The sequence below is a fragment of the Mucilaginibacter lutimaris genome (assembly GCF_042676625.1).
Lineage (GTDB): Bacteria > Bacteroidota > Bacteroidia > Sphingobacteriales > Sphingobacteriaceae > Mucilaginibacter > Mucilaginibacter lutimaris.
The window spans coordinates 1,148,537-1,164,729 of sequence record NZ_JBHTIA010000003.1 but is presented as its reverse complement, the minus strand read 5'-3'; the positions used below and the strand labels follow the sequence as shown (position 1 = coordinate 1,164,729).

The following is a 16,193-nucleotide window of genomic DNA, read 5'->3' as shown; positions in this document are numbered from 1 at the left end:
CAGCCGATTACAATGTTTCGGCGCTTACAACAGGTAAACTAAAATGAAACTTTGTCCATTCGTTTTCCTCACTTTCGGCCCAGATGCGCCCGCCATGGTCATCTATGATCTTTGAACTTACAAACAAGCCCATGCCAAGGCCGGAATGTGTGGCAACAACATCTTTCGCCCTGTAGAATTTTTTAAAGATGGAGGCGATAACCTCTGCCGACATACCTCTTCCATAATCAGTTACGGTAACTACAACCTGGCCATTGATATCTACCGAGGTCTTCACCTCTATTTTGGTATTTGTTTTTGAATACTTTGCAGCATTACCCAATACATTTGAGAATACTTGCTCCATCCGTAACGCGTCGGCCAGTACATATACATCCTTATCTAAAACGGTCTCTAAAATATGATGGGGTAATATTTGCTGCATTACAGCCAGTTGGTCTCGTACGAAACCATTTAAACTAATGGGTTGCATGCTGTATTGAAGGCTACCGTTTTCGATTTTTGAAATATCCAGCAGTTGTTGCACAAGCGAATTTAATTTTGTTGCCTGGATGTCTATTTTACTTAAAAGTCCCCTTAACTGGTCAGACACGGGTTCTTTAGTGGCCTTTGCCATTTGTGTGTAAGCCTTTAATACCGTCATGGGTGTTTTTAGCTCATGGCTTGCAATAGAAATAAATTCCGTTTTTTTCTCGTCTACCAATTTAGACCGCTTTATCTCTTCATCCTTTTCTATCGCTATTTGATAAAGATCAAAGTTGCGCCTTTTTATTTCTTCGTACGCGCTTATGGGCGGTTCGTTTTCAAAGAAGTCTTTAAGCAGGTTTATTTTAACCGCATCTATTTTTAAGGACCGTGGGAGGCCTATTTTCATTTCAATTAAAGTAGCCTCATCCGTCGAGGTCAGTTCAAATTCGGGCACCAATTTTTGCGCGTAGAAAAAGCCTTCAGTAGCTGTAGTAAAGGTTGCATCGCTTTTAAAAGTAACCAGGGCAACCAAAGCGTACCTTGTTTTATTCTGTTCCAGCCCGATAGAAAGGTGGCCATTATCGGTATATTCAATAACCGTTCGTGAAATTTCAGATACAGCCGTAGCAAAAGTAGTTTGTGTAGCGATAGTAAGGCCCAGCCTTTCGGCAACCTTCATTGATTTTTTATGCGCGAGGACAAGGTCCATATCGTTTTCTAACGACATGTTTACTACTTCTTTCATCTTATTTAGTTTTTGCCATAACTACAGACATATCATCATTACGGCGGGCATGGTCTTTATAAATAGCAGCGGCTAAAACGGTAAGGTCGTACTTGTACATCATTGGGTAACGTGCCATATCTATACGTGTTTTTATCCCGTCGGAACATAGCATTACCTGGTTAAATTCATCAGCCTTGTAATCCTGGTCGTTCATGGTATTGGGGATATTGTGGCCAACAATACCGTTATACGACATATGATTTTTAAAGTTAACAGGGCCGGATAAACGCGCGGAGATGTTACCAACCCCCGTAGTTGTCCAAACTTTACGGCTATAGTCATACGCTGTTATATTTATAACAGCACCACGTGTTTTTTTTATAGCATTATGTATAAAACGTATGGTTTCTGTAGGGCTGTAATCCGGGAATACCTTAAAAGCTGCTGCAGCTTCATTAACCGCCTTATTCGCTTCGGGGCCATGCCCCAGCCCGTCGGCCAGCATCACTTTAGTGTACTTATCTGTTTTTTTATAAATAAAACCGTCGCCACTCGTTTTTTCGCCGGGCTTATACACCACTATAGGGCGTATAATAACATCATTTTTAAGTTTCGCTTTTTCGGGCTGGCTGTAAACGCGACTTAAAACTATAGTACCCCAGCCAATTTGCGAATACAGCTCAAAAGTATCAGAAAGCCGCTTCATGCTGCCTAAGCCGTGCCCAAGGGTGTTTGAGGTAGATACACCATCCTGCATCATGCGGGCGGGGTTCATCATACCTGGGCCGTTATCAATGCTTATAAGTTCTACATAAGGCGAACCATTGTTTGGGAACACTCCCATCAACAACTCGCCATCGTTACTATACTTAAATAAGTTAGAGGTCATTTCTGCTACGATGAGGTCGAGCTGATTGATCTTGGCTACGTCCATACCTCCTTCGGTAGCCATACGATGGATCTCTTTTTTTATAAGCGAAAAGTAGCTGCGGTCGTCGGCCGTGAAGCTAATGTGTGTTGCATCAACCATTGGCCCATTTTATAATTACAATCACTGTCCCTTCTCCTACTTTGCTTTTTATATCAAATTCGTTAACCAACCTTTTTGTGCCCGGTAAGCCCAGGCCTAAGCTTTTACCTGTAGAAAAACCATCGCGCATGGCAGCCGCAATATCCGGTATACCGGGGCCTTTGTCTGAAAAAGTTAAACGTACGCCATTATTGCGGCCGCTGGATACAACTTCTATCAAACACACGCCGCCATTGGCATACCGCATCATGTTTCTTACAAGTTCGCTGCAGGCGGTAAGCAAACGGGTTTGGTTAACCAAACCCATCTTTATTTTCACAGCGGTTTCCTTGACGCGATTTTTTAGAAAAACCACATCCTGCTCCTTTACTATCTGGATGGAGTCTTTACTCAGTGATAAGGTCATCGGTGGTCTGGTCTTCGTCTGCGTCCTCTTCGGTATCATCGATCATGGCTTTCAGCAGGTTCATGCCTTTCTCCATATCCAAAGCGGTGTGCACGCCCTTTAGCGGCAAGCCCAGCTCAATTAAAGTTATAGCAACCGCGGGCTGCATGCCCACAACAACCGTTTCGGCATCCAGTATTTTAGACATACTGGCTATGTTACCAATTATACGGCCCATAAATGAATCGACTATTGATACAGCCGAAATATCGATCAGTACACCTTTTGCACTTGTTTTGTTTACCATTTGTACAAGGTCGGCTTCCAGGTTTAGCGCCAGGCGGTCGTAAAGGTCTACTTGTATGGTAACCAGCAAAAAGGCTCCCATCCTTAGAATAGGGATTTTGTCCATTAGCTTAGGAAATTAATTTTTTGAAACGGTATTTATCTTTCTAACCTCTAACCGCATTATTTTAAATGAATAAGCCAATGCGCTGGCCAATGTTGCCTTGGTAATAATGTTTGAAAGATCGATACCTAAATGTACCACCGTTTGTGCAATCTCCGGGCGTATACCGCTTATTATACACTCCGCACCCATTAAACGGGTAGCGCTTACGGTTTTTATTAAATGCTGAGCCACCAGTGAATCTACAGCAGGCACGCCCGATATATCTAAAATAGCTATGCTTGAACCTGTTTCTACAATTTCCTGTAACAGGTTTTCCATCACAACTTGTGTACGCGCGCTATCCAATGTACCAATAATAGGTAAAGCAAGTATGCCCTCCCACACGCGAATAACGGGTGTAGATATCTCGGTGATCTCATCCGTTTGGCGTAATATAACTTCTTCTCGGCCTTTTATAAAAGTTTCAAAAGTAACCACGCTTAGGTTGTCCATCAGGCGGTTTATCTTTTGGCTTTCGGTAAACAGCAATTTGGCATCATCTGCTACTTCTTGCTGTAAAATTTCAAGGATGGCTTCCTTCAATGAAAATACGAAGTTACCTGTCTCGCGGGGGCTAAAACCCTGGCGGGCACGCGTAATGGCAATGCCTCCCAATATTTCAATAACCGGGCTCCACTCGTCCGAATCAAGATCTGTAAAGTTTTCGCCTGATAAATTACTTACTAACGCGTTAATAAGCTCTTCAGACTGGCTTCTTAATTCGTCGTTACTAATTAAGTCTTCGCGCAAACCTTCGTCTGCCAGCTGGTTCTTCATCCACAGTTCAAGGATGTTCTTTTTCTTGTTTTTTAGCAATTGATGAGTTTTTAGTGACATGGATGAAGGATACAGGTTAAAATTAAACTATAAGATCCAAACTTGACAAAGTTGAATTAATGGTGAAAGGTATAAATTAGGTATTGTATTACAAAATATATTATCTGTATAACAAACGGTACTATCACAAGTAGCTTATTATCATTTTGTTTAACGCTTCCTCCTTTCCAAGCCAAAATTGGAAATTCGAAATCCGAAATCAAATCCCTATGTTTGAGGTTAAATTTCCTAAGCAAAAACATGAGTAATTTTTGGGCTTATTTAAAAACCAGGCAATTCAGAAACACTATATTATTGGTTATAGCAACTGTTATAAGCATTGTTTTGATAGCCTTCTTCAGCCTTAGCTCGTACACACGCCATGGCCAGGGCATTCCTGTTCCAAAACTAAAGGGCCTTAATGTTGACAGGGCTATGGAACTGCTTAAAGAACAAGGTTTTAATTTCAAAATAGATTCGGTTTACGTGCCAGACCAGGCGCCCGGTACAATTGTAGAGCAGGACCCTGATGCGGGCACTAACGTTAAAGAAAACCGTACCATATACCTTACGATGGTTACCCAACTTGCCCCAAATGTTTCCCTGCCTGATATTACCACCGAGCAAAGCATCTACCGCGAAGCTGTAGCCATCTTATCTAATTATGGCTTAAAGGTGGGCGACACCACCTACCGGTCTGATATTGCGCGGGACCGCGTACTTGAAGTACGTTTTGGCGGGCAGATCATAAAGCCCGGCACCAAGATACCTAAAGGCTCTAAGCTTGACCTGGTGCTTGGTAACGGCGAAGGCGCGAGCGAAGTAGAGATACCCGAGCTGATAAACCTTGATCTTGACGCGGCCAAGTTTTCCATAAAAGGAGCTGGTTTAACAGTAGGTACCATTACTTACGAAGGCTCTATAAGCGATTCTACAAACGTAGTGGTGGTTTCGCAATCGCCAATGCGGAGCGATTCGTTAAGCAAAACCAGCATCGGCACACGCATTAATTTAACGGTATCGCAAGGTAAAGCAGATAATGGCCCAGCAAATTAACGCTGTAGAGTTACAGCAGCGCTTACAACGCGGCGATGTTATTAACCTGCTCGATGTTCGGGAAGCTATAGAATACCATACCTTTAACATTGGCGGTAAAAACATGCCGGTGAACAAATTGGAGCATAATATTAACAATTTAAGCTACAACAAAACCGACGAGATAATCGTTATTTGCAGTGCGGGCATCAGAAGCCAAACGGCGCAAGCTATATTGGCCGAAAACGGTTTTACCAATGTGCTGAACCTTAGAGGCGGCCTGAAAGCCCTGCAAAAATTGAATATTAAATAAATAAGAGCCTCACCCTGCCCTCTCCGAAGAGATTCCAAAGAAGGAGATTGAAGTACTTCTCCTTTAAAGAGGATTTAGGTGAGGCAAAATAAACATTAACAACACATCTACCTAAACATAACATGAAGAAATTTTGGATAGCGCTGGTAGTCATCATCGTATTATCATTGGCCGGCACCGGCATATTTTATTACCTGCGGTTTTTTGGGCCAAACGTAACCGATAAGCAAGAATACCTGTACATTAAAACAGGTTCAAATCTTGATGATGTTTTTAAAAGCATCACCTCGCAAGGCATAGTAAAAGACACTACATCATTTATACAGGCTGCTCAGAGCATGAAGTTTGTGAAAGTAAAGCCGGGAAAGTACCGCCTTAAAAGCGGCATGAGTAACCGCAACTTTATTAACATGCTAAAATCTGGCAACCAGGAACCGGTTACGCTATCTTTCCATAATATCAGGCTAAAAGATCAATTCGCGGGATTTGTGTCTAAGAAGATAGAGGCCGATTCGGTTTCAATATTGCGTTTGCTGGATTCGGCAAAGTTTGCAAAGCAGCACGGCTTTACAGCCGATAACATTTACACGGTATTTATTCCTAACTCGTACCAGATATATTGGAATACATCTGCCGAAAAGTTCTTTGCCCGCATGTATGCCAATTACCAAAAATTTTGGACACCTGAGCGCAAGCAAAAAGCCGAAGCGCTGAAACTTATCCCCCAGGAGGTTTCTGTCTTAGCATCAATAGTAGACGCAGAGGCCTTACACGACGACGAGATGCCTACTATTGCAGGCCTATACCTCAACCGCCTTAACAAAGGCATGAAGCTACAGTCGGACCCTACCGTCATCTTCGCGGTGAACGATTTTACCATTAAGCGTGTGCTTAACCGCGATTTAATTACTAATTCGCCATATAATACTTACATGTATAAAGGCTTGCCCCCGGGACCTATTATGATGCCATCTGTAGCAGCAATAGACGCTGTGTTAAACCATAAGCAAACCGATTATTTGTATATGTGCGCCAAGGCGGATTTTAGCGGTAACCATGCTTTTGCTACTAATGAAGCCGAACACAGGATAAACGCCAAAGCATTTCAGCAGGCACTTAACGACAGGAATATTAAACGCTAATGTTCCAGAATGCTACAAAAATTAGGGTGCGCTACGGCGAAACCGACCAAATGGGCTATATGTACTATGGCAACTACGCCGAATTTTTTGAAGTAGGCCGTGTGGAAATGCTGCGGAGCCTTGGCCTAACTTACGCCGGCATGGAAGCCCAGGGTGTAATGATGCCCGTGCTGGAAATGAAGTGTAAATACCTTAAACCCGCCCGTTACGACGAGGAGATAACCGTAAAGGTAATTATGGATAAAATGCCCGGCGTAAAGATCCATTTCAGTTACGAGTTGTTTAACGAACGTGAAGAACTGATACACCTTGGCGAAACGATGCTGGCCTTTATTAACATGAAAACCAACCGCCCCTGCCTGCCCCCTGCCGATTTTATTGAAAAACTAAAGCCTTTTTTTGAGTAATTTTAACCACAATGAAATGGGCTCATAAATTTTTATTACACTTTAAGTTTTACCAATACCTTACCGACTGGGCCCGAACGGTTTATATCCCCGGTTTCAGGCCGCTGCCTTTGTATACGGTAATTGTGTTTTTTATTCTCGAAATTCAGAAAACATCACTGGCAAACCGTGCGGCAGCATTGGCATATAACTTTATGCTGGCGCTTTTTCCGGCTATTATATTTTTATTTACACTGATAGCTTATATACCGGTGAAGGGTTTCCAGGACAACCTGCTTAGCCTCTTCGCGCTGATAATGCCTACAAACGCTTACCTGGCCTTCAAGAGCACCATTACCGATATTATTAAGCATCAGAATGGCAAGCTACTCTCAATAGGTTTTATAACGGCGCTATATTTTGCAACCAATGGCGTAAGCAACCTGATGCAGGCGTTCAATAAATCGTCGTTGATATTGGAAACCCGTAGCTGGTTAAAGCGCAGGTTTGTAGCGCTGCTGCTCACAGTAATGATCAGTATAGCTTTGCTGATCTCCATCATAATCATGACTGCCGGGCAATCGGTTATTTATTTCATTAAACGGGAGTTAAATAGCGATGCTGAGTTTTGGTTTTGGATGATAGCGTTTTCGCGCTGGATAATTATCCTGGTGATATTCTTTGTAAGCATTTGTATTTTGTACCGTTACGGGCCGTCTAACAAACGCAAGTGGAATTTTATTAACCCCGGCTCGGTGTTGGCTACATCACTGGCAATACTAACATCAGTAGGGTTTACTTATTACACCAATAACTTTTCATCGTACAATACAGTGTATGGAGCCATCGGCACCCTTATAGTAGTAATGATATACCTCTACCTAAACTCTATGATTTTGCTCATCGGGTTCGAATTAAACGCCAGTGTTGACCTTTCCAAGCGTACAATTCGCATCGAAAAACCGCGTTATAACACCTTTCGCACCAAAAAACCGACAGTTTAAGTAAATAATACAATGGCAATCAGCCCATTACAATTAATTAAAAAAAAGTTAATATCAAATTTGGCAATTCGCCCCGGATTTGTACTTTTGTCCCCGGAGAGTTGGCAGAGTGGTCGATTGCGGCAGTCTTGAAAACTGTTGACTGTAACAGGTCCTGGGGTTCGAATCCCTAACTCTCCGCAAAACACATTTAAAAAGTAAGGAAAGCCCTTTAATTGCAAGATTAAAGGGCTTTTTCTTTGTTATTACCTACCAAAACTCGCATATAATCGCAAAACTCTATTGCGTCATTCATTGCGTCTTTTATCCATTGTGAAACTTTTTCATGCCCACAGTACACAGATCCGAAACTTTCGATAATAACGCAATTTGGCGTCAGGGCTGAAAGAATTGTGGCTGTATCTTGAAGGCGCCACCCAGCGATGTATTGTTCCAAAGCTGTCATATGTTGTTTAATGAGCGATCATTAAGTTTTAGACTCAAATTTATAATTAAAACCTTTGGTTATTGATATCTGGCCGATCATCGTTAAATTCGGTTAACCGTTATCCACCCAATTTACCGGATAATCAAAACCTGCATGAAAAAACTGGCTAATAATCCGTTCATCCTCGCCCTGAAAGCCCGAAACCTTACCGTCGAGATCCATCACCATTCTGCTTACCAAATCGTGTTATCTAATGATACCCCTTTTAATTCCACGATCAATGGTACACTATTTGAACGCATACATGGCTTTTTGATCAAACCACAGGTCCCTCATTTTTGCGTAGCAGAGAATGGGACCTTGAATGTTCTGAATATTGAGCCTTACTCAACGGTCGGACTGGAATTGGCTGGCAGGTTTCAGGATAATGAGGATTGCATTGTTTTTTATTCACCATCGGAGACCAATTCCTTTTTTCAAACGCCGAAAGACAGTCTGGCTATAGGTCACATCATCGACGCCGTACTGGCCAAATTGCCGCCCGTTGATTACGATGAAAGGGTCACTAAAATAGTCGAATATATCAACGCTAACTATGCAGAGCAGCAAATAGCACCCCAAACGTTTGCCGACATTGTTTATCTGTCTCCTTCCCGCTTGGCCGCACTGTTTAAGCAACAAACCGGAAGCAGTCTATCGAAGTATTTGCTATGGACGAGATTACGTCAGGCCATTTATTTAACGCTTACAGAAAAAGACCGCAGCCTGACCGAGATCGCCTATGATACCGGTTTTTATGACCTGCCGCAACTCAACAAATACATGTACGAGATGTTCGGTATGCCGCCTAAGGCTTTAAAATTTAACAGCGACCTGATCGAGATTCACTGACCACATTTTTACTGACCAGTTATACAAGGGCATCTTCGCTATGAAGATGCCTTTTTTGTTTTTTTTATCGAAGTGCCGATCTTCCGCAATACAGTTATCTGATACAAGTTTCCCGCTGCGCATGTCCGCAATTTTGTGATATCATTTTAAACAATTAAAAAAATAATATCATGAAAGCTGTAGTTTATCATCAATTCGGAAATACCAATGTTTTGCAGATGGTCGAACAACCCAAACCCGGCATCCGCCCCGATCAGATCCTGATCCAGGTCAAAGCCTTTTCTATCAATCCCATGGACTGGAAGATCAGGAAAGGAGAAATGACCCTGATGTCAGGCTCAAAATTCCCCAAACGGACAGGCACTGACCTTTCCGGCATCATAGCAGGCATTGGCGCCGAGGTTCGTGGGCTAAAGGTCGGGGATGAAGTTTTCGGTGTAGTGCAAAACATTATGAAGGAAGGTGTTTCTGCGGAATACATCACTCTACCTGCTTCTTTGGTTTGGAAGAAACCAAAGAACTTGAGCTTTGCGCAAGCTGCCGCGATACCGGTCGCCGGGACCGCCGCGGTGACCGCTTTAGAGAAAATGGGTAACATAGGTACACAGACAAAGATCCTGATCAATGGAGCGACCGGCAGTTTCGGCATGTTCCTTCTACAATTGCTGAGGCCTAAGGGAGCAGATGTGACCGCAGTTACCGGCAGCAAAGGAACTACCTATGCAAAAGATTGGGGTGCCGCTACCGTTATCGACTATACGGCCGAGAATGTGCTGACCAGCAAGGAAACCTATGACATCGTGATCGATCTTTCAGGAAAGATGGGCTATCAGAAAGCGAAGCCGATCATGAATCCCAAAGCTGTTTTTCTGAACGCAACACCCAAGCCCATAGAGATACCAGGCTCACTGCTCAACAACCTATTCACCGGCAAAAAGCATCAGGTCATCCTCTCAGCCCCGTCCACTAAGTATACCAATATGCTGCTAGACGCCATAAACAGTGGACTGGAGATCGAGATCCATAAGGTATTCCCGTTCAGCGAATATCAGCAAGCTTATGAATATGCCGAACGAGGAGGCTATGTGGGCAAGATCGTGGTAGAGATCGCATAAGGATAAACGACAAAAAATAAAAAGGATGATCACAAAAATAGCAAACTCGCTGAAGTATGGTAAGCAACATGGCGAGTTCGGCGTGCAGATCTTATATCCCGGTCTTATCAAACCGGCACTGCCGGATACCGGATTTTCCACCATCGGCCGGATCGACCACGCGCGGATCAACCCCGGAACACTGATACCGATGCACCCGCACCAAAATGATGAGATCTTGACCTATCTGCGCAGCGGAAGTGTCGATCACAAAGATTCGGAAGGAAATACAGGTAAAATATCAAATAATAATTTGATGCTGATGAACGCCGGCGCAAACTTTTATCATGAAGAGCAGGTGCTGGAGGAAGGCGGTATTTTGGAAGCTCTGCAAATATTCATCCGACCGGAGACAGCAGATCTGCCATCTGGTGTTCAATTCGCTCAATTAAAGGAGCCCCATAGCGTTAACCACTGGCGCACGATCGCCGGTAAAGATGCTGATGTACCGCTTCAATTTCGGAGCGATACCTGGGTAATGGACCTGCGGCTGGAAAAGGGCGAGCAGATCGGCCTGCCGGAAGCACCGGCAACGAACTGTACCTATCTCTTCTACCTGTTCGAGGGGGAAGTAAACGTTGACGGAGAACTATCCCTTACCAAAGGCGAAAGCGTACTGTTGGAGACAGGCCTGGCAGAATTCCAGGCGACCAGAACCAGCGATATCGTGTTGCTCATTACGCGGACAACTGCAGCTCATTACGACAGAGGCATGTACAGCGGTAACCTGCATCTGTAAATACAGAACAGTGTTCTGATACAAGTTTCCCGGATCGGATCACTGCAAATTTGCATCATACATCAACAACAAAACATCATTGAAATGAAAAAGAGAATAGTAATACTCGGAGCCACCGGAACGGTAGGCAGCAAGATCGCAGCAATCCTATTGAAGGAAGGTCATCAGGTTACCCTGATCGCCAGACACACGGAAAAACTAAGCACTTACCGTGACCAGGGGGCAGAGGTCATCTCTGCTGACATCACGGATATCAAGGCTATTACGCAGGCATTCAGCAATTCGGACAGCGCGTTCGTACTGATGCCCGATAATGTAAAGGCGGAAAACACCAGGGATTTTCAGCGAGACGTAACAACTAAGCTGATTGAAGCGATCGAAAGATCGGGAATTAAGTACATCGTCAATATGAGCAGCCTTGGTTCTCATATGCATGAAGGCAACGGTATCATGGCCGGGACCGGTGAGCAGGAGGTCAGGCTCAACCAATTGGAAAATGTGAACGTGCTGCATATCCGCTCCGCTTATTTTATGGAGAACTTCCTGAGAACGATAGGCCTGGTCAAGAAAATGAACATCAATGGTACCGTAGCTGATGGCGACCATGCGATACCAATGGTCGCGACCAAAGATGTGGCAAAAATAGCCGCACGACATTTAGCTGCCCTTGACTTTACCGGCAAAAGTGTGCATGCGGTCATGGGACCTCGGAACTATACTTACCGCGAATTCACACACATTATCGGTCAAGCGATCGGTCAGCCGGAACTACCATACGTACAGGTACCGGTGGCGCAGATGAAACAAACATTTTTGGGCAATGGCTTTTCAGCGGATTCCGTCGACAACCTGCTTGAAATGGGGACTGCGATCAAGACGGGCTTCATGAATTACCAGGAGCGGGATGAACGTTCCACTTCTCCTACTACGGCAGAAGAATTTGTGAACGAGGTTTATCTACCAGCATATCGCAATTAAACAAATTACAATAGTGTTCTGATACAAGTTCCTCTGTGAGGAACAAAAGAACTTTGTATCAATAACAATTTAAATAAGGAACTATCATGAAATTACTTGAAAAAACACAATTAGGGAAGCTGATCCTAAAAAACAGCATGATTATGTCCGCCATGACCCGAAGCCGTGCGGATGTCAATGGTATCGTAGGAGACATGACGGTTGAATATTACAGCCAAAGAGCTAGTGCCGGATTGATATTTACCGAAGCGATCCGCATCAGTGAAGAAGCCACCGGCAGTCCTTTAACACCGGGTATTTATACTAATGAGCAAATTGCGGCCTGGAAAAGAGTAACGCAAGCGGTCCATGAGCAAGGTGGTTTGATCGTAGCTCAACTCTGGCATACCGGCCGCGCCGGCCACTCGTTGGATCGCAATGGAAAACTGCCTTTGGCACCATCTCCCCTGTCCATCCGAGGCATGCAGCATTTCACGTCGCAGGGATTGAAAGATTACGAAACGCCTCAGGAGATAACTATCGCTGAGATCAATGAAACTGTGCGAGATTATGCACAAGCGGCCAGAAACGCGATCGAAGCCGGCTTCGACGGGGTCGAACTCCATGCCGCCAGTGGTTATCTGCCCAGTCAGTTCCTGGCAGAGAGTGCCAATCAAAGGACCGATGGATATGGTGGCAGTATACCTAACAAAGTCCGGTCGTACTGGAGGTCATGCAAGCACTGATCAGTGCGGTCGGCGGCGATAAAGTAGGCATCAAATTATCAGCTTTCCATCCCTACGGAGATATGGTGCTTGACGATCCGGCTGCGACCTATACCTACCTGATCGAACAGTTGAACGGACTTGACTTTGCTTATGTGGAACTCATGAAACGCAGTCCTTATTTCCCTTCACCATCACACTACCCGGTTGACGATGAACTGGAGTATTTCGGAAATAAGATCCGTCAAACGGTCATTGCGAATGCCGGTTACGACAAGAGTAATGCCGAGGCAGAATTGGAGAAAGGAATAGCCAAGATGGTCTCTTTCGGGACGCTCTTCCTGTCAAATCCTGACCTGCCAAAACGATTCGAACTGAACGCCGAACTTAATCAGCCTGACCGTGCGACGATGTTCGGTGGCGGCGAAGAAGGTTACATCGACTACCCTTTTCTCAACGAAAAATTCATAGCGACTGTGGCAGCTAAGGGGGATTAAAACTTCATTTCCGCAATTAAATAAAGTTTTAACGGTGTATCTGCTAAACGACAGGAAACAATTTCGAACAAAAACAAAGCCATCTGCATCGCCGGGTGGCGTTGTTGTTATCAGGGTCGATCCTTAATTCGAAAATACTTGCGTTATTCACACGCACGCTCACTTATGTATAGGTCCCAAATGATCTGCTAATCACTTTCCTGAAGTACTTCTTCTGATCCTACTTAGTGAAGACTGGGTGATGCCAAGGTAAGACGCCAGGTAAGAAAGCGGGATCCGGTTGGCAAGTTTAGGGAACCGGCCAAAGAAGTTCAGATAACGTTCCGTGGCGTCCTCGGCCATCATCATACTGATCTTACTCACCTTTTCAACAAGCGCTTTGGAAATGATCTTATTCATGATTCCATCCACTCTACGATCGTATCAGATAGTTCCTTCAGCGCCTCCCGAGACAAGGTGACATAAGTACAGTCAGTAATAGCTTGTATATACTCTGCTGACGGCTTGCGTTGATTATAACTATCAAGGTCAACGACAAAATGATCTTCATCCAGAAAGTATTTCGTTATTTCATCACCTTTATCGTTATAATAACTGACCCTGAGAACACCGTCTATCAAAAAGGCGAACTGATCAGGGGTTTTACCTGCTTCCTGGTAGTATGCGTTGCTTTTGATATGGCGTATTTTGCATTTACTGATGATAAATTGCTTCTGTTGCTCATTAAGATCTCCGAATAACAGAAGATAATTGATCAGTGCTTCCATCGATCTAAAGTGTTTCTGATAAGATAAATACTTTTAATTACTGCCTGGCATCGTAAAATAGGGCGTGATCTGTTGCAAGGTCAAGTGCTTATTCAGACCTTCAAATGTGTGCAGGTACCTTTCTGCCTCTTCATGTGGAACGGTTGCCTCGGTAATGCCAATGCTGCGCTTTTGGCGTGCTGTTGTGGCTTTTTGCAATATCTTTTTAAGGATGGCTCCCCAGTTGGTGACTGTCGCGGAAATTTGTTCGAGGGCATCTTTTCCGATAACAAGAAGCGTACAATCCGTCACTGCCTGTATAAATTCAGATTGTGGTAACGCAATAGGTAATGATCCCGTACCGGCAATGAAATTGCCTTCTTCTATGAAGCTACTGGTGATGTTTTCCACTTTCCGATTATAATAATTGTACCGAAGTACGCCACTTTCTATGAAAGCAAGTTGTGGATAGGTATGACCGGGCTCGGTAAAATAACTGCCTTCTTTAAGTCTCATACGGTGCGTGACGGTTTCGATAAGCTCGATCTGCCAATCATTCAGGTCATCGAACAAAAGCAAGTGATCAATAAGTGTCTTCATGGAAATTGATAATGTTAAAAATCAAAGGATCTTTCCCTTCTGTACAAAAATGCAGTGCGATCTGTGAATAGCATTTGCCAAATGGCAAAAACGCCTATCTTAAAATGCAAGCTATATCCGATCGTAAACCGGTAAATATTTTTTTTCGCAGTTGATCGCTATTTGCCAAATGGCAAATGGTATCGGCAGGGTTCTCCTCACATTTGTATCGTCGCATTGAACAACATCATTCTTAAAATTTTAAAACATTAAAAATGAAAACACTAACTAAAAGACAGGAAACCCGAAAAAACCCACACTCTACGATCATTGCTACTGTGAAAGTTCCGATAGCTCAAGCTTTCGATTACATAGCACCGATCTACCTGCCTCGCATTTTTCCCGGTACCGGACCAATCGCAGGAATTTCCGGCACCAGCGTTGATGCAGACTGGAATCAGGCCGGCCTGAGCAGAACAATATATTTCAATGATGGCACAACTTCAAAAGAGACCATGCAGAAATGGGAAGCACCCAACACATTTGCATACAAGAACGAAGAGTTCACTTCACCGGCGCTTAAATATACCGCAGAGCGTGTAGAAGGTGAATGGTTCTTTACCAGCCTCGATGAGCACACTACAAGAATTGAATGGACCTACAGGGCAGTTCCTAAGAACTTTTTTGCCAGGCTTTTCATCCGGTTCGTGTTGATGCGATTTATCACAAGGATGCTGAAGCAGGCAATGAATATTTCTAAGCATGACCTGGAGACTGGCGATCTTGTCGGCGCACAATTCCCGGCATCACCTGTGCAAAGCAATAGCGGCATGCAGGAAAGATCCATTTCGGAGTTCAACAGATCTACCGTAGCTATTTAAATCTTCAAAACAGCTTGTAAAATATCACGTAACATCACATAAAAAATTTATCAAATGAAAACAGCACTCATTACCGGAGCCAACAAAGGAGTCGGCTTCGAGACCGCTAAACAATTGTTGGCGGAATAATATTCGGTATTCATCGGCAGCCGCGACGCTGATCGCGGTGAAAAGGCGGTCTCTGAATTAAAAAAAGCTGGCTGCAATCACGTCCAGTACTTAAAGATCGATGTGACCGATGAAGATTCGGTGCATAAGGCAGCACAAGAACTTGCCTCAACGTCGACCAGTTAGATGCGCTGATCAACAACGCGGGTATCCCGGGAGACTTCCCGCAGGATGCCAGTAATGTTACGATGCAGAACATCCGTAAAGTATATGATACCAATTTCTTTGGCGTGATACAGACAACCCAGGCATTTCTCCCGCTACTTAAAAAATCAGCGGCGCCACGTATCGTCAACGTTTCCAGTGACCTTGGTTCTTTAAGTCTTCACAACGATACGGCTTATGAACATTATCATACCAAGTTAACCGCCTATAATTCCAGCAAAACGGCACTGAACGCTTATACCGTTCTGTTGGCCTATGAACTCAGGCATACTGCTTTTAAAGTCAACAGCGTGAACCCTGGGTATACCAAGACCGCCTTCAATTTTAACCAAGGTCATAAGCCTGTAGCTGACGGGGCAGCACCGATCGTGAAATATGCCACGATGGGTAACGAGGGACCAACAGGCCATTTTTTAAGCGATCATGGAATTACACCGTGGTAAAAATGATTCTTTTTTTTTAAAGGTGGCAGTTTGCGGCAAAGGATGGTCTTCTCGGCAACAGGAT

The 16,193-nt window shown here is 44.1% G+C and carries 22 protein-coding genes and 1 tRNA gene; 14 read left to right on the top strand and 9 right to left on the bottom strand.

Annotated elements, in window-relative coordinates; genetic code table 11:
* Positions 1–7: 7 nt before the first annotated feature.
* From ACFQZI_RS06130 to ACFQZI_RS06110, 5 genes are read right to left on the bottom strand one after another with little or no spacing between them, the layout of a single operon-like run.
* Positions 8–1,213, bottom strand: coding sequence for an ATP-binding protein (locus ACFQZI_RS06130; protein ID WP_377139806.1), 1,206 nt, complete (start codon positions 1,211–1,213; stop codon positions 8–10).
* A 1-nt stretch (position 1,214) separates the two neighbouring features.
* Positions 1,215–2,225: an ATP-binding protein gene (locus ACFQZI_RS06125; protein ID WP_377139803.1), complete on the bottom strand. Its 1,011-nt coding sequence runs from the start codon at positions 2,223–2,225 to the stop codon at positions 1,215–1,217.
* Positions 2,218–2,631 carry an anti-sigma regulatory factor gene (locus ACFQZI_RS06120; RefSeq protein ID WP_377139801.1) on the bottom strand — a complete coding sequence of 138 codons (414 nt, stop codon included), beginning with the start codon at positions 2,629–2,631 and terminating at the stop codon, positions 2,218–2,220. The genes ACFQZI_RS06125 and ACFQZI_RS06120 overlap by 8 nt, the downstream gene beginning before the upstream one ends.
* Positions 2,612–3,022, bottom strand: a complete 411-nt coding sequence (locus ACFQZI_RS06115; protein ID WP_377139798.1) for an STAS domain-containing protein — start codon at positions 3,020–3,022, stop codon at positions 2,612–2,614. The genes ACFQZI_RS06120 and ACFQZI_RS06115 overlap by 20 nt, the downstream gene beginning before the upstream one ends.
* Before the next feature lie 12 nt (positions 3,023–3,034).
* Positions 3,035–3,898, bottom strand: coding sequence for an STAS domain-containing protein (locus ACFQZI_RS06110; protein WP_377139795.1), 864 nt, complete (start codon positions 3,896–3,898; stop codon positions 3,035–3,037).
* Positions 3,899–4,138: 240 nt separating this feature from the next.
* On the opposite strand from ACFQZI_RS06110, the gene ACFQZI_RS06105 reads away from it, so the two are divergent.
* From ACFQZI_RS06105 to ACFQZI_RS06080, 6 genes are all read left to right on the top strand, one after another.
* Entirely contained in the window at positions 4,139–4,933 is a 795-nt protein-coding gene (locus ACFQZI_RS06105; RefSeq protein ID WP_377139792.1) for a PASTA domain-containing protein, read from the top strand.
* Positions 4,917–5,225, top strand: a complete 309-nt coding sequence (locus ACFQZI_RS06100; RefSeq protein ID WP_377139790.1) for a rhodanese-like domain-containing protein — start codon at positions 4,917–4,919, stop codon at positions 5,223–5,225. Before ACFQZI_RS06105 ends, ACFQZI_RS06100 begins: the two co-directional genes overlap by 17 nt.
* A 122-nt stretch (positions 5,226–5,347) precedes the next feature.
* On the top strand, positions 5,348–6,367 hold the full coding sequence (gene mltG, locus ACFQZI_RS06095) for an endolytic transglycosylase MltG (protein WP_377139787.1): 1,020 nt from the start codon (positions 5,348–5,350) through the stop codon (positions 6,365–6,367).
* Positions 6,367–6,774 (top strand): acyl-CoA thioesterase, encoded by a 408-nt coding sequence (locus tag ACFQZI_RS06090; RefSeq protein ID WP_377139785.1) that lies wholly within the window; start codon positions 6,367–6,369, stop codon positions 6,772–6,774. Before mltG ends, ACFQZI_RS06090 begins: the two co-directional genes overlap by 1 nt.
* A gap of 11 nt (positions 6,775–6,785) precedes the next feature.
* Positions 6,786–7,757: a YihY/virulence factor BrkB family protein gene (locus tag ACFQZI_RS06085; RefSeq protein ID WP_377139782.1), complete on the top strand. Its 972-nt coding sequence runs from the start codon at positions 6,786–6,788 to the stop codon at positions 7,755–7,757.
* Positions 7,758–7,852: 95 nt separating this feature from the next.
* Positions 7,853–7,937, top strand: a tRNA-Ser gene (locus tag ACFQZI_RS06080).
* A gap of 43 nt (positions 7,938–7,980) precedes the next feature.
* Here the strand turns inward: ACFQZI_RS06080 and ACFQZI_RS06075 are convergent.
* On the bottom strand, positions 7,981–8,202 hold the full coding sequence (locus ACFQZI_RS06075; protein ID WP_377139779.1) for a hypothetical protein: 222 nt from the start codon (positions 8,200–8,202) through the stop codon (positions 7,981–7,983).
* A gap of 135 nt (positions 8,203–8,337) precedes the next feature.
* Between ACFQZI_RS06075 and ACFQZI_RS06070 the strand changes: the two genes are divergently transcribed.
* The 6 genes from ACFQZI_RS06070 to ACFQZI_RS06045 all read left to right on the top strand — a co-directional run bounded on the left by ACFQZI_RS06070 (position 8,338) and on the right by ACFQZI_RS06045 (position 13,147).
* Complete coding sequence (locus ACFQZI_RS06070; RefSeq protein WP_377139776.1) at positions 8,338–9,075, top strand: helix-turn-helix domain-containing protein; 738 nt, start codon at positions 8,338–8,340, stop codon at positions 9,073–9,075.
* 170 nt (positions 9,076–9,245) lie between these two features.
* On the top strand, positions 9,246–10,190 hold the full coding sequence (locus ACFQZI_RS06065; RefSeq protein ID WP_377139773.1) for an NADP-dependent oxidoreductase: 945 nt from the start codon (positions 9,246–9,248) through the stop codon (positions 10,188–10,190).
* 25 nt (positions 10,191–10,215) lie between these two features.
* Positions 10,216–10,968 (top strand): pirin family protein, encoded by a 753-nt coding sequence (locus ACFQZI_RS06060; RefSeq protein WP_377139771.1) that lies wholly within the window; start codon positions 10,216–10,218, stop codon positions 10,966–10,968.
* 84 nt (positions 10,969–11,052) lie between these two features.
* Positions 11,053–11,946 (top strand): NmrA family NAD(P)-binding protein, encoded by an 894-nt coding sequence (locus ACFQZI_RS06055; RefSeq protein WP_377139768.1) that lies wholly within the window; start codon positions 11,053–11,055, stop codon positions 11,944–11,946.
* Between the two features lie 86 nt (positions 11,947–12,032).
* The gene (locus ACFQZI_RS06050) at positions 12,033–12,671 is read left to right on the top strand and encodes an oxidoreductase (RefSeq protein WP_377139765.1); all 639 of its coding nucleotides are present in this window, start codon (positions 12,033–12,035) and stop codon (positions 12,669–12,671) included.
* Positions 12,659–13,147 carry an oxidoreductase gene (locus ACFQZI_RS06045; protein ID WP_377139762.1) on the top strand — a complete coding sequence of 163 codons (489 nt, stop codon included), beginning with the start codon at positions 12,659–12,661 and terminating at the stop codon, positions 13,145–13,147. The genes ACFQZI_RS06050 and ACFQZI_RS06045 overlap by 13 nt, the downstream gene beginning before the upstream one ends.
* A gap of 192 nt (positions 13,148–13,339) precedes the next feature.
* On the opposite strand, the gene ACFQZI_RS06040 is transcribed toward ACFQZI_RS06045, so the two are convergent.
* Genes ACFQZI_RS06040 through ACFQZI_RS06030 form a run of 3 tightly spaced genes read right to left on the bottom strand, consistent with a single transcriptional unit; the run spans position 13,340 to position 14,493 of the window.
* A complete protein-coding gene (locus ACFQZI_RS06040) occupies positions 13,340–13,546 on the bottom strand; it encodes a hypothetical protein (RefSeq protein WP_377139759.1) in 207 nt (68 codons plus the stop codon).
* Positions 13,543–13,914, bottom strand: coding sequence for a Crp/Fnr family transcriptional regulator (locus ACFQZI_RS06035; RefSeq protein WP_377139757.1), 372 nt, complete (start codon positions 13,912–13,914; stop codon positions 13,543–13,545). Before ACFQZI_RS06035 ends, ACFQZI_RS06040 begins: the two co-directional genes overlap by 4 nt.
* A gap of 33 nt (positions 13,915–13,947) precedes the next feature.
* Positions 13,948–14,493 carry a Crp/Fnr family transcriptional regulator gene (locus ACFQZI_RS06030; protein ID WP_377139754.1) on the bottom strand — a complete coding sequence of 182 codons (546 nt, stop codon included), beginning with the start codon at positions 14,491–14,493 and terminating at the stop codon, positions 13,948–13,950.
* 494 nt (positions 14,494–14,987) lie between these two features.
* Between ACFQZI_RS06030 and ACFQZI_RS06025 the strand changes: the two genes are divergently transcribed.
* Both ACFQZI_RS06025 and ACFQZI_RS06020 read left to right on the top strand, forming a co-directional pair.
* A complete protein-coding gene (locus ACFQZI_RS06025) occupies positions 14,988–15,353 on the top strand; it encodes a hypothetical protein (protein WP_377139751.1) in 366 nt (121 codons plus the stop codon).
* Between the two features lie 299 nt (positions 15,354–15,652).
* A complete protein-coding gene (locus tag ACFQZI_RS06020; RefSeq protein ID WP_377141743.1) occupies positions 15,653–16,129 on the top strand; it encodes an SDR family NAD(P)-dependent oxidoreductase in 477 nt (158 codons plus the stop codon).
* The last annotated feature ends 64 nt before the right edge of the window (positions 16,130–16,193 follow it).

Excerpts from the sequence above, each read along its gene's own strand:
- ACFQZI_RS06130 (WP_377139806.1), bottom strand. The coding sequence starts at position 1,213 with ATGAAAGAAGTAGTAAACATGTCGTTAGAAAACGATATGGACCTTGTC.
- ACFQZI_RS06125 (WP_377139803.1), bottom strand. The coding sequence starts at position 2,225 with ATGGTTGATGCAACACACATTAGCTTCACGGCCGACGACCGCAGCTAC.
- ACFQZI_RS06120 (WP_377139801.1), bottom strand. The coding sequence starts at position 2,631 with ATGACCTTATCACTGAGTAAAGACTCCATCCAGATAGTAAAGGAGCAG.
- ACFQZI_RS06115 (WP_377139798.1), bottom strand. The coding sequence starts at position 3,022 with ATGGACAAAATCCCTATTCTAAGGATGGGAGCCTTTTTGCTGGTTACC.
- ACFQZI_RS06110 (WP_377139795.1), bottom strand. The coding sequence starts at position 3,898 with ATGTCACTAAAAACTCATCAATTGCTAAAAAACAAGAAAAAGAACATC.
- ACFQZI_RS06105 (WP_377139792.1), top strand. The coding sequence starts at position 4,139 with ATGAGTAATTTTTGGGCTTATTTAAAAACCAGGCAATTCAGAAACACT.
- ACFQZI_RS06100 (WP_377139790.1), top strand. The coding sequence starts at position 4,917 with ATGGCCCAGCAAATTAACGCTGTAGAGTTACAGCAGCGCTTACAACGC.
- mltG (WP_377139787.1), top strand. The coding sequence starts at position 5,348 with ATGAAGAAATTTTGGATAGCGCTGGTAGTCATCATCGTATTATCATTG.
- ACFQZI_RS06090 (WP_377139785.1), top strand. The coding sequence starts at position 6,367 with ATGTTCCAGAATGCTACAAAAATTAGGGTGCGCTACGGCGAAACCGAC.
- ACFQZI_RS06085 (WP_377139782.1), top strand. The coding sequence starts at position 6,786 with ATGAAATGGGCTCATAAATTTTTATTACACTTTAAGTTTTACCAATAC.
- ACFQZI_RS06075 (WP_377139779.1), bottom strand. The coding sequence starts at position 8,202 with ATGACAGCTTTGGAACAATACATCGCTGGGTGGCGCCTTCAAGATACA.
- ACFQZI_RS06070 (WP_377139776.1), top strand. The coding sequence starts at position 8,338 with ATGAAAAAACTGGCTAATAATCCGTTCATCCTCGCCCTGAAAGCCCGA.
- ACFQZI_RS06065 (WP_377139773.1), top strand. The coding sequence starts at position 9,246 with ATGAAAGCTGTAGTTTATCATCAATTCGGAAATACCAATGTTTTGCAG.
- ACFQZI_RS06060 (WP_377139771.1), top strand. The coding sequence starts at position 10,216 with ATGATCACAAAAATAGCAAACTCGCTGAAGTATGGTAAGCAACATGGC.
- ACFQZI_RS06055 (WP_377139768.1), top strand. The coding sequence starts at position 11,053 with ATGAAAAAGAGAATAGTAATACTCGGAGCCACCGGAACGGTAGGCAGC.
- ACFQZI_RS06050 (WP_377139765.1), top strand. The coding sequence starts at position 12,033 with ATGAAATTACTTGAAAAAACACAATTAGGGAAGCTGATCCTAAAAAAC.
- ACFQZI_RS06045 (WP_377139762.1), top strand. The coding sequence starts at position 12,659 with ATGCAAGCACTGATCAGTGCGGTCGGCGGCGATAAAGTAGGCATCAAA.
- ACFQZI_RS06040 (WP_377139759.1), bottom strand. The coding sequence starts at position 13,546 with ATGAATAAGATCATTTCCAAAGCGCTTGTTGAAAAGGTGAGTAAGATC.
- ACFQZI_RS06035 (WP_377139757.1), bottom strand. The coding sequence starts at position 13,914 with ATGGAAGCACTGATCAATTATCTTCTGTTATTCGGAGATCTTAATGAG.
- ACFQZI_RS06030 (WP_377139754.1), bottom strand. The coding sequence starts at position 14,493 with ATGAAGACACTTATTGATCACTTGCTTTTGTTCGATGACCTGAATGAT.
- ACFQZI_RS06025 (WP_377139751.1), top strand. The coding sequence starts at position 14,988 with ATGCAGAAATGGGAAGCACCCAACACATTTGCATACAAGAACGAAGAG.